Origin of the sequence: Pseudanabaena sp. PCC 6802 (genome assembly GCF_000332175.1) — a bacterium.
GTDB lineage: Bacteria > Cyanobacteriota > Cyanobacteriia > Pseudanabaenales > Pseudanabaenaceae > PCC-6802.
Genome location: NZ_KB235910.1, coordinates 557,874 through 582,725, shown reverse-complemented (window position 1 = coordinate 582,725; position 24,852 = coordinate 557,874). Strand labels below are relative to the sequence as shown.

Annotated in this window: 21 protein-coding genes, 1 tRNA gene and 1 pseudogene; 12 read left to right on the top strand and 11 right to left on the bottom strand. The window is 50.6% G+C overall.

Going from position 1 to position 24,852, the window contains the following annotated elements; genetic code table 11:
* Positions 1–9: 9 nt before the first annotated feature.
* Positions 10–1,262 (bottom strand): annotated as a pseudogene (locus tag PSE6802_RS27490) (IS256 family transposase).
* Between PSE6802_RS27490 and PSE6802_RS27485 the strand changes: the two are divergent.
* Positions 1,241–1,768, top strand: a complete 528-nt coding sequence (locus tag PSE6802_RS27485; protein ID WP_225902633.1) for a transposase — start codon at positions 1,241–1,243, stop codon at positions 1,766–1,768. The pseudogene PSE6802_RS27490 and the gene PSE6802_RS27485 sit on opposite strands and share 22 nt — an antisense overlap.
* 186 nt (positions 1,769–1,954) lie before the next feature.
* On the opposite strand, the gene PSE6802_RS0102895 is transcribed toward PSE6802_RS27485, so the two are convergent.
* Both PSE6802_RS0102895 and PSE6802_RS0102890 read right to left on the bottom strand, forming a co-directional pair.
* A complete protein-coding gene (locus PSE6802_RS0102895; RefSeq protein WP_019498567.1) occupies positions 1,955–3,040 on the bottom strand; it encodes a HigA family addiction module antitoxin in 1,086 nt (361 codons plus the stop codon).
* A gap of 26 nt (positions 3,041–3,066) precedes the next feature.
* Entirely contained in the window at positions 3,067–3,366 is a 300-nt protein-coding gene (locus tag PSE6802_RS0102890; protein WP_019498566.1) for a type II toxin-antitoxin system RelE/ParE family toxin, read from the bottom strand.
* Between the two features lie 194 nt (positions 3,367–3,560).
* Between PSE6802_RS0102890 and PSE6802_RS0102885 the strand changes: the two genes are divergently transcribed.
* From PSE6802_RS0102885 to PSE6802_RS34615, 6 genes are all read left to right on the top strand, one after another.
* Entirely contained in the window at positions 3,561–4,832 is a 1,272-nt protein-coding gene (locus PSE6802_RS0102885; protein ID WP_019498565.1) for a D-alanyl-D-alanine carboxypeptidase, read from the top strand.
* A 343-nt stretch (positions 4,833–5,175) separates the two neighbouring features.
* On the top strand, positions 5,176–6,249 hold the full coding sequence (bchI, locus tag PSE6802_RS0102875) for a magnesium chelatase ATPase subunit I (RefSeq protein ID WP_019498563.1): 1,074 nt from the start codon (positions 5,176–5,178) through the stop codon (positions 6,247–6,249).
* A 178-nt stretch (positions 6,250–6,427) separates the two neighbouring features.
* Positions 6,428–7,576: a glutamate--cysteine ligase gene (gshA, locus tag PSE6802_RS0102870; protein WP_019498562.1), complete on the top strand. Its 1,149-nt coding sequence runs from the start codon at positions 6,428–6,430 to the stop codon at positions 7,574–7,576.
* 141 nt (positions 7,577–7,717) lie between these two features.
* A complete protein-coding gene (locus tag PSE6802_RS0102865) occupies positions 7,718–7,987 on the top strand; it encodes a hypothetical protein (RefSeq protein ID WP_019498561.1) in 270 nt (89 codons plus the stop codon).
* Positions 7,988–8,172: 185 nt separating this feature from the next.
* Positions 8,173–9,483 (top strand): group II intron reverse transcriptase/maturase, encoded by a 1,311-nt coding sequence (ltrA, locus tag PSE6802_RS0102860; protein ID WP_019498560.1) that lies wholly within the window; start codon positions 8,173–8,175, stop codon positions 9,481–9,483.
* Between the two features lie 189 nt (positions 9,484–9,672).
* Positions 9,673–9,855: a hypothetical protein gene (locus PSE6802_RS34615; protein ID WP_225902632.1), complete on the top strand. Its 183-nt coding sequence runs from the start codon at positions 9,673–9,675 to the stop codon at positions 9,853–9,855.
* Between the two features lie 226 nt (positions 9,856–10,081).
* Here the strand turns inward: PSE6802_RS34615 and ispG are convergent, their stop codons facing one another.
* The gene (gene ispG / locus PSE6802_RS0102855; protein ID WP_019498559.1) at positions 10,082–11,320 is read right to left on the bottom strand and encodes a (E)-4-hydroxy-3-methylbut-2-enyl-diphosphate synthase; all 1,239 of its coding nucleotides are present in this window, start codon (positions 11,318–11,320) and stop codon (positions 10,082–10,084) included.
* Positions 11,321–11,358: 38 nt separating this feature from the next.
* Entirely contained in the window at positions 11,359–11,763 is a 405-nt protein-coding gene (locus PSE6802_RS0102850; protein WP_019498558.1) for an ATP synthase subunit B family protein, read from the bottom strand.
* A 266-nt stretch (positions 11,764–12,029) separates the two neighbouring features.
* On the opposite strand from PSE6802_RS0102850, the gene PSE6802_RS0102845 reads away from it, so the two are divergent.
* The 3 genes from PSE6802_RS0102845 to nusA all read left to right on the top strand — a co-directional run bounded on the left by PSE6802_RS0102845 (position 12,030) and on the right by nusA (position 14,295).
* Entirely contained in the window at positions 12,030–12,257 is a 228-nt protein-coding gene (locus PSE6802_RS0102845; protein ID WP_026103012.1) for an indolepyruvate ferredoxin oxidoreductase subunit alpha, read from the top strand.
* Between the two features lie 224 nt (positions 12,258–12,481).
* A complete protein-coding gene (rimP, locus tag PSE6802_RS0102840) occupies positions 12,482–12,934 on the top strand; it encodes a ribosome maturation factor RimP (protein ID WP_019498556.1) in 453 nt (150 codons plus the stop codon).
* 80 nt (positions 12,935–13,014) lie between these two features.
* Entirely contained in the window at positions 13,015–14,295 is a 1,281-nt protein-coding gene (gene nusA, locus PSE6802_RS0102835; RefSeq protein WP_036945127.1) for a transcription termination factor NusA, read from the top strand.
* Between the two features lie 114 nt (positions 14,296–14,409).
* Here nusA and PSE6802_RS0102830 read toward each other — a convergent pair whose 3' ends face one another.
* The 3 genes from PSE6802_RS0102830 to PSE6802_RS0102820 are packed head-to-tail and all read right to left on the bottom strand — an operon-like array spanning position 14,410 to position 15,885.
* The gene (locus PSE6802_RS0102830; RefSeq protein WP_019498554.1) at positions 14,410–15,003 is read right to left on the bottom strand and encodes a sulfite oxidase-like oxidoreductase; all 594 of its coding nucleotides are present in this window, start codon (positions 15,001–15,003) and stop codon (positions 14,410–14,412) included.
* Between the two features lie 29 nt (positions 15,004–15,032).
* Positions 15,033–15,491, bottom strand: a complete 459-nt coding sequence (locus PSE6802_RS0102825) for an acyl-CoA thioesterase (protein ID WP_019498553.1) — start codon at positions 15,489–15,491, stop codon at positions 15,033–15,035.
* Positions 15,492–15,495: 4 nt separating this feature from the next.
* Positions 15,496–15,885, bottom strand: coding sequence for a DUF3110 domain-containing protein (locus tag PSE6802_RS0102820; protein ID WP_019498552.1), 390 nt, complete (start codon positions 15,883–15,885; stop codon positions 15,496–15,498).
* A 268-nt stretch (positions 15,886–16,153) separates the two neighbouring features.
* Between PSE6802_RS0102820 and PSE6802_RS0102815 the strand changes: the two genes are divergently transcribed.
* Positions 16,154–16,227 (top strand) — tRNA-Met (locus PSE6802_RS0102815).
* 130 nt (positions 16,228–16,357) lie between these two features.
* Here the strand turns inward: PSE6802_RS0102815 and ruvB are convergent.
* On the bottom strand, positions 16,358–17,488 hold the full coding sequence (ruvB, locus tag PSE6802_RS0102810) for a Holliday junction branch migration DNA helicase RuvB (protein WP_019498551.1): 1,131 nt from the start codon (positions 17,486–17,488) through the stop codon (positions 16,358–16,360).
* A gap of 117 nt (positions 17,489–17,605) precedes the next feature.
* Here ruvB and PSE6802_RS0102805 point away from each other — a divergent pair, with 117 nt between their 5' ends.
* Positions 17,606–19,210: a B12-binding domain-containing radical SAM protein gene (locus PSE6802_RS0102805; RefSeq protein ID WP_019498550.1), complete on the top strand. Its 1,605-nt coding sequence runs from the start codon at positions 17,606–17,608 to the stop codon at positions 19,208–19,210.
* A gap of 77 nt (positions 19,211–19,287) precedes the next feature.
* On the opposite strand, the gene aguB is transcribed toward PSE6802_RS0102805, so the two are convergent.
* Both aguB and PSE6802_RS0102795 read right to left on the bottom strand, forming a co-directional pair.
* Positions 19,288–20,166 (bottom strand): N-carbamoylputrescine amidase, encoded by an 879-nt coding sequence (aguB, locus tag PSE6802_RS0102800; protein WP_019498549.1) that lies wholly within the window; start codon positions 20,164–20,166, stop codon positions 19,288–19,290.
* Between the two features lie 16 nt (positions 20,167–20,182).
* Entirely contained in the window at positions 20,183–24,766 is a 4,584-nt protein-coding gene (locus tag PSE6802_RS0102795; protein WP_019498548.1) for a glutamate synthase-related protein, read from the bottom strand.
* Positions 24,767–24,852: the final 86 nt, after the last annotated feature.

Genomic DNA, 24,852 nt, shown 5'->3' with positions numbered 1-24,852 from the left:
GAAATAAGGTCAGTAATTTAAACGTCCTGGGAATAGGATAGCAAAATATGACAACGCTGCCTTCCAATCTTTAAGGGGGCGAGTCCAACGCTTGGCAATGTTATGCATGGCCAAGAACATGAGCTTGAAGACAGATTCCTCATCGGGGAAGACAGCCTTGGTTTTAATCACCTTGCGCAGGGAGCGATTGAGGGATTCAATGGCATTGGTAGTGTAGATGACTTTGCGGATGTCCATGGGATAGTCAAAGATGGGGATAATGTTCTGCCAATGGCGCAGCCAGATTTGGCTAATCGCGGGGTATAGGCGATCCCACTTGGCGGCAAAAGCCTCAAGCGCAGCTTCGGCTTCTGCCAAAGTGGCAGCATGATAAATGGGCTTGAGGTCAGCCACAACAGCTTTAGCGTCTTTCCAGGGCACATGACGCAAACAGTTGCGGATCAGATGCACAATACATAGTTGCACCTGGGTTTGCGGGAAAACAGCCTCAATCGCCTGGGGAATCCCACTAAGCCATCGCAACAGGCAATCAGAATGTCCTTGACCCCACGGTTTTTGAGGTCAGTCAGCACCTTGAGCCAGAACTTAGCGCCTTCGGATTCCACCTCCCCAATCCACAGCCCAAGCAATTCTTTGTTGCCCTCAACCGTAATACCCAAGACGACATAGACCGCTCGCTTGCTCACCCGACCCGACACCTTGATATTCACGTAGAGGGCATCGAGGTAAATGATGGGATATACAGGTTCCAGGGGACGGCACTGCCAAGCCTTGACCTCGTCGCTAACTGCATCAGTGACCTCACTGATGAGTGCGGCGGAGATCTTGGCACCATAGAGTTCTTCGAGTTGAGCACTAATGTCTCGGGTGCTTAATCCCCGTGCATACATAGCCAGGATTTTCTCATCGAGTCCTGCTATTCGCCTTTGGTGTTTCGGTACCAGCACGGGGTCAAACTCGCCGTTACGGTCTCGCGGTATCGACAACTCCATTTCGCCCTGTTGCGACTGCACCGTCTTCTGCGAGTAGCCATTGCGGCTGTTGCGTCGCACAACTTCGTCTTCTACCGCTTCCTCTCCCTTAGGCGTGCTTGATTTGAGGTGATGGCTCAGCTCTCCCGTGAGCGCTCGCTCGATTAGTCGTTGACTCAGTTGCTTCAGTAAGCCCGATTCTCCTAGAATGTCCTCGGGGCTATGGCACTCTGACACCAACTCGTCTAGTAGTTCATCTGTACGATTAGTTGCTTGTTTGCCTCTTAACATGTTGCGGTCTCCTTGGTTTTTGTGATTCTAGACCGCTTACACAAAATTCTGATCAGTCTCTTCGTCCCAGTAAACGCGAACGGACAAGGTTGAATTTCATTGCTAGCATCAGCCATCAAGGTACGATTCAATTTATGCTTTACACCTGTACCTTGACGGCTCCAGTATTTATTGAATTTCTGCAACGGTTGATTGACAAGCGCTCAGCCAAACTGTTTTGGATCGTGGATCGTCATCCCGTCCACCGAGAGCGCCCCGTCCAGCAATGGTTAGAGCAGCACTCCCAGGAGATCGAGTTATTTTATTTACCTTCCTATTCACCGCAGTTGAATCCAGTAGAGTACCTCAATGGTGATGTTAAACAGCGAGTTCATGCCAAACCTTTGACGCGAAACCTGAGTCAATTAAAACATAGAGTGCTATCTCAACTGCAGAAATTGCAGAGATTGCCTGCCCACATTAGGAGTTACTTTAAGCATCCATCTATTATTTATGCTGCGCTATAGATTGCATTCTATTTTATTGCCAAGGCAATAACTTTCCCCGATGTCTTGAGAGTCGAAGATTCTAAGCGTTTATACCACGTGAACTTTACCCATGCTAGATCCATAAGTCTTCTCAATGTGAACTAAATTGTTTGAAATATACCTTTAAACTTGTTTACTTACTCTCTCATTTTATGGATGCATTCCTTACGGTATGCCATCTATTGCAACTAGCAATAGACTAATTTTAACTAGCAATGCTCTCAAGTTTTTGTGAGGAACTAGTTGGTCGTTGTGCAAGCGTCCTAAAATAATGCCAGGATGTCGCTTTTGGCTATGGGCAAATTGCTCGATCACCCTGCGAGAGAAACGAGGTTGGTTCTTACGCACAAAATCCTGAAATGCAAGTGGATCGATTAGCCAGTTGGCAGCAAGTTGGTTGGCTTCCGTTTCTTCATCCGTTGGGGCAAGATTGCCCAGATCGTCTAGATAGCTGCCCTGATGCCCCGCCACAATATGTCCTAACTCATGCATGAGGGTAAACCAAAACGAATCTATGCGGTCATATCGCAATGTCAGCGCTATCACAGGATGCTTTGCTAAATAGAACGCAGCGCCATCTAGATAAGTCTTACTGAGATGCGGCACAATAACAAAATAGATGCCTAGCGATCGCAATAAGTCAGGTACTTTTGCTAAGTCTTCTGGATGCTCTGCACATGCCAGAATCTTCGGAATCGCTGCTTGTAAGCGCTTGCGATCGAAATTCCCTACCGTTTGCTGCTTTGCTAGATTCTCAACTTGCTTCGCCCATGCAAGTTGGGCGATCGCTTCAGGACTGCGCTCTTGCGAACAGCGAAAATTAATTGCCAGTTTAGGAGGTCGATCGATCGAATCAATGCCAAAAAATTTGCAGACTTGCCTTTCCAGATCGTCAAGGCTATCCGTCGCTTGAATCCAGTCTCGCTTAATTAACTCCGAAATTGGAGCTAAGCTATAAAGCTGGCTTTTACGGGCAATTTCTCGTTCTCGATCGTCTTTCCGTGCTAGATATAGCCGATATTTCGTTTCCAAATTTGTCCAAAACTCGGCAGAAGTTCCAAAAGCTTCGCCCAAATCCAACGCTGTATCAGGTGTAATTTGTTTCTTTGCCTGAACGATCTCATTGATTGTTTGAATTGGACGACCTGTAATTTCAGCTAGATCCTTCTGCGTCCAGCCACGAGCTTCCAACTCGCGGCTCAAAATCCTTCCTGGGGGCGGAACTCTTGCTGGTGTTAATGCTTGAATCATTGTTGCCACTTCCTTAGCTCTCTCATTTAGTGATAGTCTTCAATAGCGACGATCTGGAGGTACGAGCCTGCATCGTCTTTTTCCAAGGTGACAATTAACCGCCACTGCTTATTCAAACGCAGCGATCGCTCTCCCTTTTTCCCACGTTGTCCGGCGAGCTTCTCAAAATGCAATCCCTTCTGGGCATACAAGTCTCGTTCGTCCAACGCCGCATCAACGATCGCCATAACCTCAAAGAAATCATCAACTACATTTGGGTATTTGCGAGCATCTTTCTCTTCGGTGTAAAGGGCTTCCAGTTTTTTGTCTTTAAAGCGAAAACGCACTCACCCCTCCAACTATCGTGAATCGAGTATTTAGAACTAGTTTTATGCCATGAATTCGGTCTTGGGGTGAATGGGCGATTTCAGTATAACATTTCTGCTATAAAAATCCAAATAGCTTATAAGCTTCCTGGGTAGCAAAAACTGGCACATGACATTACAATGCGATCGCCTTTGCTATTAACTTCAAGATCGTGATGCGCAACTCTTGCTTAACCGTAACTTTGCTGGCTGCGATCGCGGCAATTTCTGGTTGCTCGTTAGTCACGCCCAATAAAGTTACGTCGGTGGCGGCTGAGTCTGCTGTTAGTACCAAATCGGGGCAGGAGGCTCACGATAAATTGCAAAGCGATCTCCAACAGGATCGTGTAGATATTCCCGTATTAGTGGCAGGTAATCCAGATTCTGCTTACAGCGCGATCGTGCAGCAATACGTTGGTTCCCTGGCAGCGCAAGGCTATGGTAGCGGCAGTCAAGGCGTATGGTTGCAAACCGATACCAACTATCTGGCGGGACATCAGGGCACTACACCATTACCCGCCGCCTCTTTGACCAAAGTGGCAACAACGCTGGCGGCTTTGCAGACCTTTGGCGCGCAACACAAGTTTGTCACCATAATTGGTAAAACGGGGACGTTACAAAATGGCGTGCTGCAAGGCGATCTGATCGTGCAGGGTAGCGAAGATCCCTTTTTTGTGTGGGAGAACGCCATCTTGCTGGGCGATGCGCTCAAACAGGCCGGAATTAGGCAAGTAAATGGCAATTTGATTGTTGTGGGGCGCTTTTATATGAATTTTGAAAGCAATCCCCGCACCGCTGGCAATTTGCTCAAACAAGGGCTGGACTCGCAGCTCTGGTCGTCGGAAGTCGAAACCCAGTACTACACTTTGCCCCGTGGCACGCCGCGATCGCAGGTAGTCATACGCGGCAGCGTCCAGGTAGCGTCCAGGCTGCCCGGCCAAATGCAAGTAATCGTGCAATACCCTTCCCTGCCATTGGCGACGATCCTGAAAAAAATGAACATGTACAGCAATAACGCCATGGCGGAGATGCTGGCACGGGCAGTGGGTGGTGCCTCAGCCGTGCGCCAAAAGGTAGTGCAGATTACAGGCGTGCCGAGCGCGGAAGTTCAAATTGCGAACGGTTCTGGCCTGGGCGAAGAAAATCGCATTTCGCCCCGCGCGATTTGCGCCATGTTTATGGCAATCGATCGCTACCTGCAAGCCCAACGCCTGACGGTTGGCGATGTGTTTTTTGTGTCGGGACAGGATCCTGGTGTGGCGCGCGATCGCTATATCCCCCGCAATTCCGTAATTAAAACCGGAACCCTGGCTAATGTCAGCGCTCTGGGCGGCGCGATCGCGACATCCAGACACGGTCGCGTGTGGTTTGCGATTATCAATCGCGGCGGCGATATCGATGGGTTTCGAGATGGACAGGATGCCCTGTTGCAAAGATTAATTCGCTGATCTGCCGATCTGCTCTCGGGAGCGATACCACATCTGGATCGATTATTCCTGTTTGTCTGGCGACTGGAAGTCGCGGCTACACAAACAAAGTCTGACTGCGCGGACTCTAAGAAAAGGAGTTATAGCTGTAGTCAACAGGCTTAGGACGGGGTGCAGGGGTTACACCCCTGCGTGGGGGCTGTGCCCCCACTCCCCCTGTCCTAACAGAATCTGCATACGGCTATAACAAACCAGGATTTGGGATGAATAGACGCAAAGGTGGGCGCAAAGGGATGCCCCTACAAGGCGATCGCGTTTTAGGCTATATTGCTGTTAGTTGCAAAATTGTGAAGAAATTAAAACCTTGACTATCACTCAGGCTAAGCCATCAGTCAAAAAGCGCCCGGTGTTCCCTTTCAGCGCGATCGTGGGGCAAGAGGAAATGAAATTGGCGCTCATGCTCAATATCATCGATCCTAAGATCGGTGGTGTCATGATCATGGGCGATCGCGGCACGGGTAAATCCACGACTATTCGCGCCCTCGCCGATCTGTTGCCAGAGATTGATATCGTTGCCGACGATCCGTTTAACAGCCACCCCACGGATGCGGATCTGCAGAGCGACGAAGTGCGCCAGCGGCTGTTGAAGGGCGACAATTTGCCGATTGCCCAAAAACAGGTGCCGATGGTGGATTTACCGTTAGGTGCGACGGAAGATCGCGTCTGCGGCACGATCGATATTGAAAAAGCCCTTTCTGAAGGTGTAAAGGCATTTGAACCTGGATTGCTCGCTAAGGCCAATCGCGGCATCCTCTACATCGATGAGGTTAATCTACTTGACGATCACCTCGTAGATGTATTGCTGGACTCGGCAGCATCGGGATGGAATACTGTCGAGCGCGAAGGCATCTCGATCCGCCATCCCGCTAGATTTGTCTTAGTTGGTTCCGGCAACCCCGAAGAAGGCGAACTGCGTCCCCAATTATTAGACCGCTTTGGCATGCACGCTGAGATTCGCACGGTTAAAACGCCCGAATTGCGCGTCCAGATCGTGGAGCAACGCACGGACTTCGATCGCAATCCCCAGCAATTCCTCAGCCACTACTCCGATAAGCAAATAGAGATTCAAGAGCAAATCGTGCGGGCACAGGAGCTACTTAATTCTGTTACTATCCCCACGGATCTGCGCCTGAATATTTCTCAGGTTTGTGCCGATCTCGATGTGGACGGCCTGCGCGGTGACATTGTCACTAACCGCGCCTCGAAGGCGATCGCCGCCCTCGAAGGTCGTACAGAAGTGACGGTTGACGACATCAAGCGCGTGATTACGCTCTGCCTGCGCCATCGTCTCCGTAAAGATCCGCTGGAATCGATCGACTCGGGTTACAAAGTGCAGAAAGTCTTTAGAGAGGTATTTGGGATTGTGGAAGAAGAATAGATTCGGCACGAATCTGGATTCCTGGTGATGGACGCACCCAAAGCGTTAATTACCCCTAATATTGCCTGGCGACTAGAAGTCTCGGCTACACAAACAAAGTCTGCGCGCGCAGACTCGAAGAAAAGGGGTTAACAAACCAGGATTTGATATCAGTCCTGATAGTAATAGAGGAAAGAGCGTGCTTTTATCAAAGGGATTTGAAGTCGAAGTTTATACCTGCACGCCGACTGGAGATATCCGGGGATTTTCCGATCGCATTGTGGCGCATCTGGACGGATTCGTGCGCGAACCGGACAACCGCAATGTTGAATATACAACCGCGCCATTTACGCAATACGAACGTTTGTTTCTGGCGTTGATCGAACCTCGGCAGCGCTTGCGGAAATACCTGCGATCGCTGGGCGATTTCACGATTACACCGGGCAGTACGCTGGCACTGGGTGGCAGCGATCGCTTCGAGCGCTCCGATCCCAACAATCCCTATCACAGTTATATCGAGCAAACCTACGGTACCGATGTCGTAACCGCCAGCATTCACATCAACGTCGGCATTCCCGATACGGAAACTCTGATTAAAGCTTGCCGTTTGGTGCGGGTCGAAGCTCCGCTCTACCTGGCGCTTAGCGCTTCATCGCCTTTTCTCAACGGCAAAGTTACTGGCTTCCATTCCACGCGCTGGCAAATGTTTCCCAAAACGCCTGCCTACGTGCCGCTGTTTCGGAATCACGACGATTTTATTGCATGGACGGAGGAGCAGCTAAGGCTGGGCACGATGCAAAACGTGCGCCACCTGTGGTCATCGGTGCGTCCCAACGGCGATCGCCGTCCCTACTCCATCAATCGCTTAGAATTACGCATTTGCGATTTAGTCCTCGATCCTGCGGCATTGTTGGCGATTACCGCTCTATTGGAAATGCGCCTGCTCGCGCTGTTGTCCGATCGCGATTTCTCAACCGCACTCGATCCCATTGCACCAGGTAGCAGCCCCTTCACGCCCGAGGAACTGATCGAGATTACCGATCGCAACGAGTCGGCAGTTGCCCGCTCTAGCCTCGATGCGGTTCTCGTCCATTGGCAAACGGGCGAACAGATCGCGGCTCGCGATTGGATTGCCGCACTGTATGAATCGTCGCAGGCGATCGCCAGTCAAACAGGTACTGCTTGCTTCCTCGCACCGCTACAGAAGATTCTCTCCCAGGGCAACGATGCCCAGCGCTGGTTAGCCGCCTATAGCAGCGGTCTCAGCCCCCGTCAAATTATCACCGACGCGATCGCCTCAGCCGAGCAACAAGAATCCGATCTTGCCAAGGTACTGGCGATCGCCTAATAACGTTGCTGTTCAGCGGCGGCACAAGTTTTCGAGTCATTTCCAGAGTTTGAATACCATCCGTTGCAACAGCGTTGTGTACGCCCAGCATGGGCGTGAACTAATGGGGTGAAAGTCCCCTGTAGGAGAACCAGCGTCCAAATGATCAATTTACAGATCCGAGTGACGACCACTACTAGCTTAAGGCAAGAATGCTTTCGCGAGGAAGTGTTTGAAGGAAGCCGGATAGCAAACCGACGAGCCGACGAACAGAAATGTCATAGAAGGCTGAGACCCCTGGGTGAGTTGGCACAACACAACAAAACCTCTGGTTCAAGGGGCACAGTAAATGACACGGTTGCGGCGGGACAGTTCACGTTCTTATCTGGGGAGGTCTGTAAGGTTGCGGTTCTAAGAGTAAAGGGAGTCTGAATGAGGTAAGAGCCGGAAACGGTTAGGAAGCCACAGAACCCTAAAGCAAAAAGGACAGCCCACTAAGAGGGAACTCTTGGTGTCAAGCCTTGCAGAAGTCAGCAGAAGTCATAGTAGTCCAATCCAGGACGAAGGACAGAACATAATTGCCATAAGGAGGAGCAATGAACAACTCAGACGCATCGATGAACCCGACCGGGGGAGATGACGGATGGCGTGCTGACATAAAGCCAGCCTTAGACAACCTGATGGCGCGAATATTAGAGCGCAACAATGTGCAACAGGCATGGGGAAGGGTGAAATCGAACCAAGGAGCAGCCGGAATCGACGGTATGACTATAGGAGATTTCCTCGACTATGCAAGGGAGCATTGGACAGAGATTCGCGCTTCCCTGAAGGATGGTACGTATCAACCGCAGCCAGTGCGACAGGTAGTAATACCAAAGCCAAGAGGCGGCGAGAGAAAGCTAGGAATACCTTGTGTCATAGACCGGGTAATCCAGCAAGCCATTCTACAAGTGTTATCGCCAATGTTTGAGCCAGGATTTTCGGACTCAAGCTATGGCAGTCGACCCAAGCGATCTGCCCACGGAGCAATTCGGCAGGTAAAGTCCGCCATCAAAGCAGGGTATCAAGTTGCGGTAGACATTGATTTGGAGAAATTCTTTGACAATGTAGACCACGACATGCTGATGTCCCGCATTGCTCGGAAAGTAACCGATAAGGTACTTCTGGGTTTAATCGGACGGTATCTGCGAGCGGGAGTTATGGTCGGTCACACTTTCGCGGCAACGGATTGGGGCACTCCACAAGGGTCGCCACTGTCACCGTTGCTCGCCAACATCTTGTTGGATGACCTCGACAAAGAGTTAGAGGCAAGAGGACATCGCTTTGCTCGCTATATGGATGACTTGGTAATTCTGGTCAAAAGTAGACGGGCAGGGCAGAGGGTGTTGGCTAATATCAGCCGATACCTGAGCCAAAAGCTGAAGCTCAAAGTAAATCGGCAGAAAAGTCGTGTGGTCAGGACTGACAAATTAGAATTTCTGGGATTTACGTTCCGAGGAATTCGGATTTGGTGGTCAGACCAAGCCTATCGGGATTTCATACATCGACTGCGGGGCTTAACGTCACGTAGTTGGGGTGTTTCAATGGAGTACCGCATGGAACGGTTGAACCGATACTTACGAGGTTGGATGAACTACTACGGCATTTCCCAGCATTACAGTCCAATTGAGCAGTTGGATGGTTGGTTGCGGCGACGAATTCGTATGTGTTACGGTCAACAGTGGCGCAGACCTCGCACTCGTATCCGACATCTGCTGGCTCTAGGCACTAGTAAACGACAGGCGATTTTGACCGGCATTAGTCGCAAAGGCTATTGGCGTTTGTCAAAGACTCTGGCAACCCATACGGGAATGACGAATCAGTGGTTACAGTTACAGGGTTGGCTTTCAGTGCGAGAACTTTGGATGAAAGTCCAGGGTTATGCCTGATTTTCTTGAGGTTTGTTTGCGCGGCGATTATGAACCGCCCGGTGCGGACCCGCATGCCGGGTGGTGTGGGAGGGAAGGGCTAAACACCCTTCTCGACCCGATTATACCCCGATCGCTTCACAATTATTTATCCTTAGCGATCGCCCCAATCCACTGTCCGAACTTGAGCGGAAAACAGACCCGTCATGCTTGCCTAACCTCAAACTGCTTATCTATGCGATCGCCGATCTGTTTTCGGTACTGGAAAACGTAGTCGATGCGTCTTGCTTGCCTAACTGCGATCGCACTCAGACAATCTCAACGGTCTCATTCGGCGATATCGGTACGTATAACTATACATTACTATGCAAAATTCTAGATAAATACCTCTAGAGGGTTGTTACCTTGCTATTTGCAAAATAAATCAACTATCAGGGTTATTATCCACACTTTTGTTAGATAACGTCCTTATTTAGGGTTTTATTTAACAAAATGCAAAATAACGTTCCGCTTCACCCATCGCCAAAATATTTGCGGTCGACGACTAATTTTATACAGTCGGCGAAGCAACAGGAGTTTGAGTTCCTTATACCCAGCGCTGAAGCAGGCTAACGTTTCGCTACGGATCGACCCAGCGATCGTCGGATTTAATCAGGGCAATTAACGCTTCTACGCCTCGCTCTTCGGGTACGCGCTCGATCTCTTCCCTGCCCCGATAGAGAGAAATATATCCAGGTGTCTTACCCACGTAGCCATAGTCAGCATCTGCCATCTCTCCAGGGCCATTGACAATACAGCCCATTACAGCAATGTCCAAACCCGTCAGGTGTTTCGTTGCTTCTCTTACTTTGTGCAACACTTCTTCCAGATTAAATAACGTGCGACCGCAGGATGGGCAAGCCACGTATTCCACCATCGTCTTGCGCAATCCCAAAGCTTGCAAAATACTGTAGCAGACTGGAATTTCCTTCTCCGGAGCTTCTGTGAGGGATACGCGGATCGTGTCGCCAATACCCTGGGCCAAGAGAGTGCCAATTCCAGCCGTAGATTTAATCCGTCCGTATTCGCCATCACCTGCTTCCGTTACGCCGAGATGGAGGGGATAATCCATCCCCAATTCATCCATTCGCTGTGCCATGAGCTTATAGGCAGAAATCATTACAGGTACGCGGGATGCCTTCATGGAAATCACCAGGTTGTGGAAATCCAGATCCTCGCAAATGCGAATAAACTCCAGAGCAGATTCCACCATGCCCTGCGGCGTATCGCCGTAGGTAAACAGCATCCGTTCGGCTAGAGAACCGTGATTAACACCAATGCGCATGGCCTTTCCCTGGTCTCGTAGGGATATTACCAATGGCTTGAGAGTTTCCTTAATCTTTTCGCCGATTTCCTCAAACTCGGCGGCTGTATATTCGGTGCGATCGCTCTTGGGTTTCTCAAATACATACAGCCCCGGATTAATTCGGACTTTATCCACGTGTTTGGCAACTTCTAAGGCAATTTTCATGCCATTGTGATGTACGTCGGCAACTAAAGGCACATTTTGATAGGTAGCGATTAGTTTTTGGCGTATTTCTGCCAGAGCGTGGGCGTGAGCCAGACTGGGCACTGTAACGCGCACAATTTCGCATCCAATTTCGTGGAGACGGCGAATTCCTGCCACTGAGCCATCAATGTCGAGGGTATCCTCATTAATCATGGACTGCACGACCACTGGATAACCACCACCAATTGTCACGCTGCCTACCTTAACAGGACGGGTTTTGCGACGCACGATCGCGCCCGATAAATCATTCTCAGATGAGGTTGCGCCATTATTGGCTGAGTTAGTTGTATTTACAGGCAGAGTCTGCATAGGTACTTTGTGTTTACTTATATGAAGTTTAGCGCCGATCAATCAATTAGTTTGTGCCAGGCGGAGCGGGCTGCTTTTTTGAGTCGATAGCCCATTTTACCAATCTGTTTGCTGACTTCGGTGCTGGTTTGTTCTAGTTGCTTTTGTAAGCTTTCTTGGGCTTCTTCGATCGCTTTGTCATACCTACGCTTGGCTTTGTCTTTGGCGCGGTTAAACTCTGCGGTAGCTTTATCCAGGGCTTCGTTAACCCGATCGAGCGCCCATTGGTCGGCGCGATCGAGTTGTTCGCGGGCGGCATGTTGTTGTTTTTTCAGTTCTCGTTCGGCGTGGTGTAGGGACTGGTCGTATTTGCGTTGGGCTTCTGCTTTCAGCGCATCTAGACTCTGCTGCATTTGCTGTTGCATTTGTTGCTTGATATTTTTAGCTTTGCGGGTATTTGGCATAAGTTCCTCTGCCTATTGACCAAATGGCTCAGTGGATTAGCTAGACAATTACCAATATATATTGTGGCGGAATTTGCGATCGCCAGCGAATCTTGCTATAGCTGCCAATAGGCTTAGGACAGGGTGCAGGGGTGGAACCTCTGCGTGGGGGCGCAGCCCCCACACCCCCTGTCCTAACAGATCTGTCTACGGCTATATTTAAGATCGGCAAAATTGGTAAAGTTATATTAAGAAAACTATTTGCCTGCATCCGTTCAAACCACCATATGGCTTATACAATTGCAACTGATATCTGCGAAGGTGTGGCGGCTTGCGTGCCAGCCTGTCCGGTGGCCTGCATTCATCCAGGGCCAGGGACTAATATTAAAGGTACTTCCTGGTATTGGATCGACTTCGATACTTGCATTGACTGTGGTGTGTGCCTGGAAGTTTGTCCCGTTAAGGGCGCGATCGAACCAGAAGAAAGACCGGAACTGCAAAAAATGCACGATTGACAGTTGTGCTAGCATGAATCAACCCTACGCAGCAAGCTAGAGATATCTAGAGCAATTGCGATCGCAATTGCCTTAATGCTGCTAGAGATTAATCTGCGCCCTGACTAGCGATCGAGCTAATTGTGAGTTAGATTGCGCAGGAGTTTTGTGGAAAAGTGGGAATAAGCCCACTTTTTCTGTTTTTAGCTCGGATTGATTTGCATTCACGTACATACCAAGTACATATGAGCCATCCGTTGATTCCGCAAATTTTACAGATCGCTGAAGCGATCGCGCCGTCCCTAGGATTAGAAGTGGTGGATGTGGTGTTCCACACGCATAAAAATCCGGCGGTACTGCGCGTAGATATTCGCATCCCTGAAGGAGATACCAGCTTATCAGACTGCGAACGCATGAGCCTCGCCCTCGAACCTGCCCTCGACCGAGCCGATATTATTCCCCATGCCTATGTATTAGAAGTATCTAGCCCGGGTACGGATCGGCAGCTCAAAAGCGATCGCGAGTTTGTGGCTTTTCGGGGATTCACGGTTACTGCTAGCACCCGTGCGCCCCACGCTGGCAAGCAAAGTTGGACGGGTCAGCTAGTAAGTCGCAGTGCCGAGCTACTGACCCTGAGCCAGAAAGGCAAGTTAATCGAAATACCGTGGGAACTGGTAACAGGGGTCGAGCTTAGTTGAAGACCTCGACGGTTTCCCAATCTACCCAATATTTGTTTGATGACATCAATCGAGAAGTTTAATCAGGAGATAGAAATAATATGTCAATGCTGAAGCTGCCAGGACTGGGCAATATGGTAGAGGTGATTAGTAAAGAACGCAATCTGCCCAAACATGCCGTTCAAAATGCTCTGCGCGAAGCACTGCTTAAGGGCTACGAGAAATTTCGCAAAACCTATCGAACGGAAGAAATTAACTTTGATGAGGAATATTTTGAGAACTTTGACGTGGAACTGGATATCGAAAATGAGGGATTTCGAGTCCTGGCCACGAAGACAATTTTAGAAGAGGTAGATAACACCGATCATCAAATTTCATTGGCGGAAGTGCGCGAGGTAGCGCCAGAAGCGCAGGCAGGCGGTACCGTAGTAGTCGATGTCACGCCCGAACAAAATGATTTTGGTCGGATGGCGGCAATTCAAACCAAACAGGTATTAGCTCAAAAACTGCGCGATCAACAGCGCCGCTTGATTCAAGAAGAATTCCAAGATCTAGAGGGGACTGTACTCCAGGGGCGAGTGCTGCGATTCGAGAATAGTTCGGTAGTTATGGCAGTAAGCAGCGGCTTTGGACAGCCAGAAGTAGAGGCAGAGCTACCAAAGCGCGAACAATTACCCAACGAGCGCCCCTATCGTCCTAATTCCACGCTCAAGGTTTACCTGAAGAAAGTCTATGAAGGATCGCGACGCGGGCCGCAACTGATGGTATCTCGTGCGGATGCTGGCTTAGTAGTTTATCTGTTCGCCAACGAAGTGCCGGAGATCGAGGATGAAGTTGTCAGGATCGTGGCAGTGGCAAGGGAAGCGAATCCCCCATCCTATGCTTCCTACGCTGTGGGGCCGCGCACTAAAATTGCCGTTGACACCCTAGAGCGCGATGTCGATCCGGTTGGTGCTTGTATTGGTGCTAGGGGCGCGCGGATTCAATCCGTGGTAGCGGAGTTACGAGGTGAGAAGATTGACGTGATCCGGTGGTCGCCCGACCCCGCTACCTATATAGCTAATGCCCTCAGCCCCGCCCGCATTCAAGAAGTCAGATTGATTAATGCCGAGGAACGCCAGGCACACGTACTCGTGCCGGACGACCAATTGAGCCTGGCGATCGGGAAAGAAGGTCAGAATGTACGTTTAGCAGCGCGATTGACCGGATGGAAGATTGACATTAAAGATGCATCTAAGTATGACTATGCCGAGGAAGATCGCAAAGCTAGGGAAGAAGAAGCACGCCGTCAAGCCCTAGCGCAAGAGGAAGAGGAAGAAGAGATGGAAGAGATAGAAGAAGTAGATGAAACAGAAGAGGAGTTAGAAGAGGTAGAAGTTTAAGTAATAACCAAATCCTGTTTAGTTACCCCCTGTTTACTTGAAGTCCGCGCAGGCGGACTTTGTTTGTGTAGGGGAAACATCTATCTGTTCTCCCCTAGGTAACGATCGCTCCAACTACAAACTGTAACGTTCTTCAGCCCAAGGCTCGCCGCGACGGTGGTACCCGTTCCTTTCCCAAAATCCCAATTCTTCTCGATCTGCGAACTCCAAACCTTCGATCCATTTAGCACTTTTCCAGGCATAAAGGTGAGGTACGACAAGGCGCATAGGGCCACCGTGCTCTGCGGGTAGCGGTTCGCCAAATAGGGTGTGGGCAAAAAAGTTCTCCTCGCGTTGGAAATCATCCAGCGTAACGTTGGTGGTATAGCCACCATAGGAGTGCTGCATGACGTGCAAAGCTTTAGGATCGAGTTCGACGTGTTTCATAAAATCCGTCACTTTGATGCCCCACCACTGCACGTCGAGTTTAGACCAACTGGTAACGCAATGGAAATCAGCCGTAAAATCGTGCTGGGGCATGTTCATCAAGTCATCCCAGGTAAAAGTCTTCTCCTTTGCCAATCCCCAAACGCGCAATCGCCATGCCTGAGGATCGACGCTTTGCGTCGGGCCATAGGTTAATACGGGAAATCCATTGGTGAGATGCTGTCCGGGTGGGACGCGATCGCTATGCTCCGATCGTGACTTTGAAAATAAGCTACCAAACATAAATTTGCCCCAATGATTTAACGTCCAGGCTAGGTGGGTTGTTTCGACTGCGCGATCGCTATGCGTTCTAGTGCCTTTTCCAGGATAGGCGGCATGGAGCGCATGACTTTACCTTTAGCGCGATCGATCGCCACGAGGCTAACTTGGGCAGATACGCACAGTTTACCTGTAGTTCTAATTTCATATTCCCAGTTTAGTCGCAGCCTTTCCAGCGGTGCTAATCTAGTCATCACATCAACTGCTTCGCCCATTTTAACGGCTACATGATACCGCAGGTACATATTAACGACTGGCAGATCGATCCCCTCAGCCACTAGATCGGCAAAGCTGATACCTGCAGCTTGCAAGCACTCAACCCTGGCAGATTCCATCCAACTGAGGTAAGCACCATGCCAAACTACACCACCGTAGTCAGTGTTATGGGGTTGCGCGCGCACGGGAAAATGAAACCAACCATTATAGGTAGATGGGGAAAGGATTTTTACCATAGGTCTAAAGTAACCCCTCTAACCGACGACGCATAATTTCAATTTCATCGGCTTCATCATTTCGAGCCGTAGATTTTAAAGAATTTACGTCTCGATCTTCAGAATGCGATTGCCAGTCCGTTTCTTCCAGATTGCGCTCGGGTGGTAGTGCCAGGTCGTCCTCGCGGACGATCTCTAATCTATAGCCCGCCTCTTCACAAAAAGCCTTTAATTCCTCTTCGTCTATCGGTTCGGGCTGCGGGCACAAAAAATCCTGAGCTTCCAGCATCAGGCTATAGCGCGTGGCATCATCTTCATCGGTAAAGGCAAGGACGATATTCTGGCCGCCTTCCCAGCGGGCATAAATCCCCTGATTATCAGGATCTGTATTAAATAGCAACACCCACAGTTGCATACTTGCTATCTCAAATAAGTTTTAACAATCTAACTATAAGCCCTAAGCGGTCTGGTTTAAGGTGGGTGTGGGGGCTGCGCCCCACGCAGGGGAGGCAGGGCAGTCTTGGGGGGCTTCCTTTAGAACCACTGCCGCATCCCCCGCACCTCCTCCTAACAAAATTTCAACTCTAATTTTGTTGTGCATTGGACAATTTCAGTCAGAACTGCAACAATTTTTCAAAAATATGTACAGAGCAGATGGTATTGTGTTATGCTAGCTAAGCTGACGCGGGGTAGAGCAGTCTGGTAGCTCGTCGGGCTCATAACCCGAAGGTCGATGGTTCAAATCCGTCCCCCGCCATTTGTTTTATAGCCGTATGCAGATCTGCATACGGCTATACGTTTTTGTCAAGTCTGTGAGTACAGGGGTGTTGAAGTCGATCGCTCGGATAGGGTTATATCCTTGCTGCACCTCATCCTAAGCTTGTTGTCTACGGCTGTAACTTAAATTCTGTTTGCGAAGGGTAGCCCAGGTGCCGCCAGGCTGCAGCGGTGGCAACGCGCCCCCTTGGGGTACGGTTGAGGTAGCCAATTTGCAACAGGTATGGTTCGTAAACTTCTTCTATGGTTTGCGTATCTTCACCCGTTGCTGCTGCCATCGTTTCCAAGCCGACGGGGCCGCCGTTAAAATTTTCAATCATCACGGTCAACAACTTGCGATCGATCCAGTCCAGACCGCGCGGATCGACATTAAATAGCTCTAGGGCAGCTTCGGCGATCGCCCCCGTAATTGCGCCATTAGCCTTCACCTCGGCGTAGTCGCGCACCCGCCGCAGGAGGCGGTTGGCGATGCGCGGCGTACCGCGAGCGCGGGTGGCGAGCGCGAGCGCGCCAGCCTCATCGAGGGGCGTGCCGAGAATTTTGGCACTGCGCTCTACAATCGCGGCCAGTTCGTCCACCTCGTAAAAGCGGAGGTGCTGCACGAACCCAAAGCGATCGCGCAGGGGCGAGGATAATGCTCCAATTCTGGTGGTGGCTCCAACCAGGGTAAACCTTTGCAACTGCACGCTGCGGATCCGTGCTGCTTGCCCTTTACCAATCGTGATGTCGAGGCGGTAGTCCTCCATGGCGGGGTAAAGAATTTCCTCAGTGACGTGGGGCAGGCGATGAATTTCGTCAATGAATAAAATATCGCCGGGTTGCAAACTTACTAGTAACCCTGCCACATCGCGCGGGCGTTCTAGCGCCGGGGCGGATGTAATTTTGCACTGCACGCCCATTTCTGCTGCCATAATCAGCGCTAGCGAAGTTTTACCTAAGCCCGCCGAGCCGTAAAACAGCACGTGATCCAGGGCGGACTGACGCGATCTGGCGGCGGCGATCGCAATTTGGAGCAATTCTTTGAGATCTTTTTGCCCGATGTAATCGCTAAGGCTTTGGGGGCGAATGTTAGTCTCAATCGATGTGGGGCTTGCTTCGGCAATTTTCTCCTCTTGATTGGCAGCGCTTTGCAGTAGCTCGGTTCCCAGAGCGCTGCGATCGCTCCGGTTAACTTTGCGATCGATACCCCGCTCGGAGTCATCTTTACTACTATTGCTTTTGTGAGAAGAAATAATTGCCATAACTGCTATGTTGCCATACTACCTTGGCAAGTAGCTTTATTTGTGGGAATGTGATAATGCTTAAGTTAGCTTTGATAAAAATCGAGTTAAAAGTCAAACTATAAGTACGGAAGCCGGATGAATATATTACTAATCTATCCAATATTTCCTAAAACATTCTGGTCCTATGAAAAGATTTTAGAATTAGTAGATCGTAAGGTTCTGCTGCCGCCTTTAGGATTGGTCACAGTTGCAGCAATCTTACCGCAGGAATGGAATTTTAAGCTGGTAGATCGGAATATTCGAGCGGTAACCGAATCAGAATGGGAATGGGCGGATTTAGTCATTCTCTCTGCCATGATCGTACAAAAAGAAGATTTGCTCGACCAAATCAAAGAGGCAAAACGTCGCGGTAAGTTGGTCGCTGTAGGTGGTCCTTATCCGACTTCAGTCCCCCATGAAGTGCAAGGAGTAGGTACAGATTTTCTCATTCTTGATGAGGGAGAAATTACGCTACCGATGTTTGTCGAGGCAATTCAACGGGGCGAGACTTCAGGTATTTTTCGGGCTACAGAAAAACCAGATGTGACAAGCACTCCCATCCCACGCTTCGATTTATTAGATTTTGATGCCTATGATATGATGTCGATCCAGTTTTCACGGGGATGTCCGTTCCAATGCGAGTTCTGCGACATCATCGTCCTGTACGGGCGCAAACCGCGTACCAAAACTCCAGCACAATTGCTAGCGGAACTAGATTGTCTCTACGAGCTAGGCTGGCGACGGGGTATTTTTATGGTCGATGACAACTTCATTGGGAACAAGCGCAATGTCAAGCTATTGCTGCACGAACTGAAAACCTGGATGAAAGAGCATCAATATCCCTTCCGCTTTGATACGGAAGCATCAGTGGATTTGGCTCAAGATCCAGAACTGATGGAGTTAATGGTGGAATGTGGATTTGCCGCTGTATTTCTGGGGATTGAAACCCCTGATGAAGACAGTCTCCAACTGACGAAGAAGTTCCAAAATACCCGCAGTTCCCTCACCGATGCGGTGCAAAGCATTATCAAAGCCGGATTGCGTCCGATGGCTGGATTTATTATTGGCTTCGATGGTGAAAAAGCAGGAGCAGGCGATCGCATTGTCCGGTTTGCCGAGCAAGCTGGCATTCCTTCCACCACATTCGCCATGTTACAGGCTTTACCGAACACTGCCCTGTGGCATCGCCTTCACAAAGAGGGTCGCTTGCGAGAAAACACAGATGGCAACATCAACCAGACTACTTTGATGAACTTTATTGCCACTCGACCCCTCGAAGACATTGCGAGGGAATATATTGAAGCGTTTTGCGCTTTGTACGATCCCGTCAAATATTTAGATCGCACCTATCGCTGCTTTTTAATGATGGGCGGGCCTAGTTGGACAGCGCCAGCTAAAATGCCCGAGTGGATAATTGTGAAGGCATTCCTCACGGTAATTTGGCGACAAGGCATCAAGCGCGAAACCCGTTGGAAGTTTTGGCATCATTTGTTTAGTATTATCAAACATAATCCCCGCGTGACCGAACATTATCTGGCGGCTTGCGCCCATAACGAACATTTCTTGGAATATCGCCAAATTGTGCGCGATCAAATCGAAAGTCAGTTGGCAGCATACCTAGCGCAGGGAGCAGAAAAACCCTACGAGTTACCTAGGCAGTCTCAAAAGTCAAAGACAGAAGTCGTTGAGAAAGTTGCCTAGGCAATCCCGATCTGGGTAATGCCTGCGATCGCTCTGACGGCAAGCGCAGGCATTACCAGCAAAAGCGATTCCCGCAGCTATACTGACGCTCTGCCGTCGGCTGTAGTTAAGATATCGTACAGATCGGGACGGCGATCGCGGAAGAAACCGAATGACGCGCGGTTGCGTCGAATTTGGTCCAGATTGAATCGAGCCAGGATTATCCCTTCTTCGCGATCGCCCAGTTCTGCGACCACATCACCGCGATGGTTAGCAATAAATGAGTGTCCGTAAAAGGTCTGGTTGCCTTCCACGCCAATGCGATTAGCCGCAGCCACGGGCACGACATTACTGACCGCATGGCCGATCATCGCTCTCTGCCAGGGATCTTTGGTAAATAAATCCGGCTCTAATGGCTCCGTGCCAATGGCAGTGGGATACAGCAGCAGATCGGCTCCCATTAGCATCATGGCTCTGGCACACTCAGGAAACCATTGATCCCAGCAGATGCCTACACCAAGCTGGCAAAAGGCAGTTGACCACACCTTGAAACCCGTATTGCCAGGACGGAAATAGAACTTTTCTTCATATCCTGGGCCATCAGGAATGTGGCTCTTGCGATAAACGCCAAGTAACGACCCGTCGGCATCCACCATTGCCAGACTGTTATAGTATGCCTGTCCGGCGCGCTCAAAAAAGGATATTGGGATTACGATATTGAGCTTTTGGGCAAGTGCTTGAAAATGCAAGATTGTGGGATGATTTTCCACCGATCGCGCCCAGTCAAAGAACGTATCCCTTTCTTCGCGACAAAAGTATGGCCCTTCAAACAACTCCGGCGGCAGAATTATCTGCGCGCCTTGCTCCGCCGCTTTAATTACTAGATCCGTAATTTTGGCAACATTCGCAGCCACATCAGCATTCAGGGCAGCCTGAACCACGGCGATCGCTACTTGTCGTTCGGATTGAGTCATCATATTTACGGTAGTACGACTATACGGCTGAAGCTACTGCAACTGTATCGCTAGCTTCAGGACTGTTCTCCTCTGATGGTGGCACGATTTGCCAGAACATGGGCAGGTAGTTCGACCAGTTAGACAGAATCGCTTTGGCTTTAGCGCTACCCGTGCGATCGCAACTGGCTTGAATCAACTCCTTCAGTTGCTGTTCGCCCGCTTGGGTAGTGACGCGCTGCACCTTGAACGTTTCCTGGCTGAGCCGTTCGGTGAATCTGCCATCTTCGTCGAGGAAGTAGGCAATGCCGCCCGTCATGCCCGCACCGACGTTGCGTCCGGTTTTGCCCAATACCACGATGACACCGCCAGTCATATATTCGCAGCAATGATCGCCAGCGCCCTCAACTACTGCCTTCGCGCCGGAGTTGCGCACGCCAAAGCGCTCGCCCGCCCTGCCATTTGCCAGCAGATAACCACCTGTCGCACCGTAGAGACAGGTATTGCCCAAAATTACGTTCTCGGCAGGATCGTAGAGCGCAGTCGGTAGGAGCTTAATCGCAATTTCACCGCCACGCATCCCCTTGCCCACGTAGTCATTGGCTTCGCCCGTAATGCTGAGGTACATGCCGGGCGAGTTAAACGCACCGAAGCTCTGGCCCGCACTACCCGTGAATTCCAGGTTAAGCTGACTCGCCAAACCGGAGTTGCCGTACAGTTTCGCGATCGCGCCCGATACCCTTGCCCCTACGGAGCGATCGGTATTCACGATCGCATAAGACTTACTTAGATCGGTTTGGTTAGCGATCGCCGCCTGAATTTCTGGATCGGCAAGGATGCGATCGTCTAAAACTGCACCATTACCGTGGGCTGTTTCGGGGTGCTGGAGCCAACTGCGATCGGCTTTTGCATCCGGTAACTGCATCAGGCAATCGAGATTTAGGTGTTTGAGTTTGGCTAGCTTCACGTCCTGTCTTTGCACCAGCAGATCGGAGCGCCCAATAATCTCATCCAAAGAGGTATAGCCGAGCTTAGCCAGGATCGTTCGTACTTCCTCCGCCACGAAGTAGAGGAAATTGACTACGTGTTCCGGCGTGCCGGGGAACCGTTTGCGCAGATTTTCCATCTGAGAGGTCACGCCCACCGGACATTTATTCGTATGGCAGACCCGCGCCATAATGCAACCTTCAGCAATCATGGCAGCGGTACCGAATCCGTACTCTTCACCGCCCAGTAAGGCTGCGATCGCGACATCCCAACCCGTCTTAAAGCCGCCATCAACGCGCAACAGAACGCGATCGCGCAGTTGATTCTGCATCAAAACCGTATGAACTTCGGTGAGACCCAACTCCCAGGGCGCGCCAGCGTGCTTGATCGAACTCAGTGGCGAAGCGCCCGTGCCACCGTCGTGACCGGAAATTTGGATGATATCGGCATTGGCTTTGGCGACTCCAGCCGCAATCGTGCCGATCCCAATTTCAGCAACTAGTTTGACTGAGACTTTTGCAGTGGGATTGATTTGATGCAGGTCAAAGATTAGTTGAGCTAGGTCTTCAATCGAGTAGATGTCGTGGTGAGGCGGTGGCGAAATCAGCGGTACGCCCGGCTTGGAATGGCGCAACATCGCAATGTAGGGACTTACCTTTGGCCCTGGCAGTTGCCCGCCTTCGCCTGGTTTTGCCCCCTGAGCGACTTTGATTTCCAATTGATCGGAACTCACCAGGTAGGCGGGCGTAACGCCAAATCGCCCCGATGCTACCTGCTTGATCGCGGAGTTAGCGGTATCGTCATTCTGCAATCCCTTCAGGTGCGGGAATGTGGGAGATAACCCCGTCTCCGGATCGACATCGTTGAGTTTGAGATAGCGAATGGCATCCTCGCCACCTTCGCCACAGTTAGACTTGCCACCCACGCGATTCATGGCGATCGCCAGCACTTCATGTGCCTCCCGACTGAGCGCCCCTAGGGACATCGCTCCCGTACAGAAACGCTTGACAATTTCGGTGAGGGGTTCGACTTGTTCGATAGGGATAGGAGCGCGATCGCTCTTGAATTCCAACAAATCCCTTAGCGCCGTGGGAGGACGATTTTGCAATTGTTGCTTGTAGATTTCGTAGTGATCGTAGTCTTCTCCCGCCACGGCTTTATGCAGCGCCTTCGCCATTTCAGGGCTATTCATGTGATATTCACCACCGGGGCGGTACTGCACGAAGCCAAAGTTTTCTAATTTCTTAGACTGTAACTCTGGGAAAGCACGACTGTGGAAGCTAATCACTTCGGAAGCAATATCATCTAATTCCATTCCACCGACGCGCGAAGTCGTACCGCGCAGGCAAAGATCGACTACTTCACTGCCAATACCGATCGCTTCAAAAATCTGCGCGCCATTGTAACTCGATAGCAAAGAAATTCCCATTTTCGAGAGAATCTTGAGCAAGCCCCCTTCCACTGCCTGACGATATTTTTCCTGCACCTGCGCCACTGTGAGATGTTTGATTTTGCCCTGCTGCATTTGCATTTGAGTTTTAGGCTTGCCCCACCACTGCCTGGTGGTTTCGAGCGCTAGATAGGGACAAATCGCACTGGCTCCGTAACCAATCAGACAAGCAAAATGATGCGTGCTCCAGCATTGCGCCGTTTCCACCACAATCGAAGCTTTCATGCGCAAACCAGCCGCGATCAGGTGGTGGTGGACTGCTCCCACGGCCAGAATGGGCGGCACGAAGGCGCGATTGGCATCGAGGGCGCGATCGCTGAGGATTAAGATTTCGACTCCATCCTTGACCGCTGCGATCGCGGCATCGCAGAGAGTAGCGATCGCAATTTTGAGACCGCTTGGCCCCGCTGCAATGGGAAAAACAATATCGAGAGTTTGTGCCTTAAATCCCATTTGCTGGATTTTTGCCAGTTCGCTCTCATTCAAAACAGGGCTATTAATTTTGAGCTGTCGAGCGTACTCGGGTCTTGCTTCCAGCAAATTGCCGCGCGACCCCAAGTTCATTGCCAGCGACATCACCATGCCCTCGCGTAGAGGATCGATGGGAGGATTCGTTACCTGGGCGAACCGCTGCTTGAAGTAGTCGTACAGTAAATGGGGACTGTTAGAAAGTACGGCTAAAGGCGCATCATCGCCCATGCAGAAAACCGGCTCTTTTCCATCCTGTGCCATCGCTTCTACGACCATATCCACATCTTCCGATGTGTAGCCAAAGGCAGTCTGATAGGTCAGCAGTTTTTGCTCGTCAAGCGCAGTTTCGCCGTAGAAAGGCTGAGGTTCCAGTTCCTGGCGATATTCTTTTAACCATGCCCCATAGGGACGAGCTGCCGCCACTCGTTGCTTGATATCCCAGTTGCGTAAAATCTCATGATTTACCAGATCGACCGCCAATGCTTGACCGGGGCCGAGTTTACCCTTCTCGACGATCTCCGACTCAGGGATATCCACCGTACCTGCTTCAGAGCCAACAATCACCATGCCATCGCACGTAATCGTGTAGCGAGCCGGACGCAATCCATTGCGATCGAGACCCGCGCCTACAACTTTGCCATCGCTGAATGCGAGAAGAGCGGGGCCATCCCAAGCTTCCTGCAAGCCGCTGTAATAGTCGTAGAAATCAACAATTTCCTGGTGCCCTTCGAGATCCGGCTGCCGATCGTAGGCTTCTGGCACCAGAATCATCAAGCTTTCCAATGGACTGCGTCCGGTTTCGATCAGTAGTTCGAAGATATGATCGAGAGCGGCGGAATCGCTTTCGTTGGATTTGAGCACGGGAACGATATCTGGGATGCGATCGCCCCAGTTAGGATGAGCTAGATCGCCTTCCCTCGCCATAAACCAATTAATATTACCGAGCAATGTATTAATTTCGCCGTTATGCCCCAGGAAGCGCATGGGTTGAGCTAGCGGCCACTTCGGCATCGTGTTGGTGCTAAAGCGGCGGTGGTAAAGGGTAAAATTTGTGACGTAGGCGGGATCGAGCAAGTCCTGGTAAAACTCTCCCAGCACAGCCGATCGCACTAAACCCTTGTAAATAATCGTGTGGTTAGAGAGAGACGAAATATAAAATGTCGCGTGCCAGGTGGGATGCAGTCGCCTGATCTCAATTTTAATGCGGCGACGGGTAATGTAGAGCGCTCGTTCTAAAGCTTCACCGCGCAGAGTTGTGGCTTGAAACACCACCTGCTCCATATGGGGACAGGTTTCCCGTGCTTGGGAACCTAAAACCTGCGGTTGCACTGGCACCTGCCGCCAACCCACGACGGTTAAACCTTCTTCGGCAGCGCAGCGCTCGGTAATTTCGCGACAAATGGCAGCACGATCCTCTTGTTGCGGCAGAAATATATTGCCCACCGCGCATATGGCTGGGTCTATACCTGGAATCGATGCCTGTAAAAGCTCCCAGGGAATACCCGTCATAATACCGGCACCATCACCAGTATCGCGATCGGCGCTACACCCCCCACGGTGCTCCATACAGGTCAGCGCCTTGATGGCTTTGACAACGAGATCGTGGCTGGCACGACCCCCTCTATCCGCAATAAAACCAACCCCACAGGCATCGCGCTCTTCTACAAGCCATGATGGCCCTGGGATATTTATGGAGTTCTGGTTAGGTTGTTGCATGTGTGAGGACACTTAAATAATTTGCTGTCAGGTATGTTGTGGATTGAGCCTGCAAACTGACACTAAGAACTCGCGCTGCTTAGTGC

Excerpts from the sequence above, each read along its gene's own strand:
- PSE6802_RS0102895 (WP_019498567.1), bottom strand. The coding sequence starts at position 3,040 with ATGATTCAAGCATTAACACCAGCAAGAGTTCCGCCCCCAGGAAGGATT.
- PSE6802_RS0102885 (WP_019498565.1), top strand. The coding sequence starts at position 3,561 with ATGCGCAACTCTTGCTTAACCGTAACTTTGCTGGCTGCGATCGCGGCA.
- PSE6802_RS0102865 (WP_019498561.1), top strand. The coding sequence starts at position 7,718 with ATGATCAATTTACAGATCCGAGTGACGACCACTACTAGCTTAAGGCAA.
- ltrA (WP_019498560.1), top strand. The coding sequence starts at position 8,173 with ATGAACCCGACCGGGGGAGATGACGGATGGCGTGCTGACATAAAGCCA.
- ispG (WP_019498559.1), bottom strand. The coding sequence starts at position 11,320 with ATGCAGACTCTGCCTGTAAATACAACTAACTCAGCCAATAATGGCGCA.
- PSE6802_RS0102850 (WP_019498558.1), bottom strand. The coding sequence starts at position 11,763 with ATGCCAAATACCCGCAAAGCTAAAAATATCAAGCAACAAATGCAACAG.
- PSE6802_RS0102845 (WP_026103012.1), top strand. The coding sequence starts at position 12,030 with ATGGCTTATACAATTGCAACTGATATCTGCGAAGGTGTGGCGGCTTGC.
- rimP (WP_019498556.1), top strand. The coding sequence starts at position 12,482 with ATGAGCCATCCGTTGATTCCGCAAATTTTACAGATCGCTGAAGCGATC.
- nusA (WP_036945127.1), top strand. The coding sequence starts at position 13,015 with ATGTCAATGCTGAAGCTGCCAGGACTGGGCAATATGGTAGAGGTGATT.
- PSE6802_RS0102830 (WP_019498554.1), bottom strand. The coding sequence starts at position 15,003 with ATGTTTGGTAGCTTATTTTCAAAGTCACGATCGGAGCATAGCGATCGC.
- PSE6802_RS0102825 (WP_019498553.1), bottom strand. The coding sequence starts at position 15,491 with ATGGTAAAAATCCTTTCCCCATCTACCTATAATGGTTGGTTTCATTTT.
- PSE6802_RS0102820 (WP_019498552.1), bottom strand. The coding sequence starts at position 15,885 with ATGCAACTGTGGGTGTTGCTATTTAATACAGATCCTGATAATCAGGGG.
- ruvB (WP_019498551.1), bottom strand. The coding sequence starts at position 17,488 with ATGGCAATTATTTCTTCTCACAAAAGCAATAGTAGTAAAGATGACTCC.
- PSE6802_RS0102805 (WP_019498550.1), top strand. The coding sequence starts at position 17,606 with ATGAATATATTACTAATCTATCCAATATTTCCTAAAACATTCTGGTCC.
- aguB (WP_019498549.1), bottom strand. The coding sequence starts at position 20,166 with ATGATGACTCAATCCGAACGACAAGTAGCGATCGCCGTGGTTCAGGCT.
- PSE6802_RS0102795 (WP_019498548.1), bottom strand. The coding sequence starts at position 24,766 with ATGCAACAACCTAACCAGAACTCCATAAATATCCCAGGGCCATCATGG.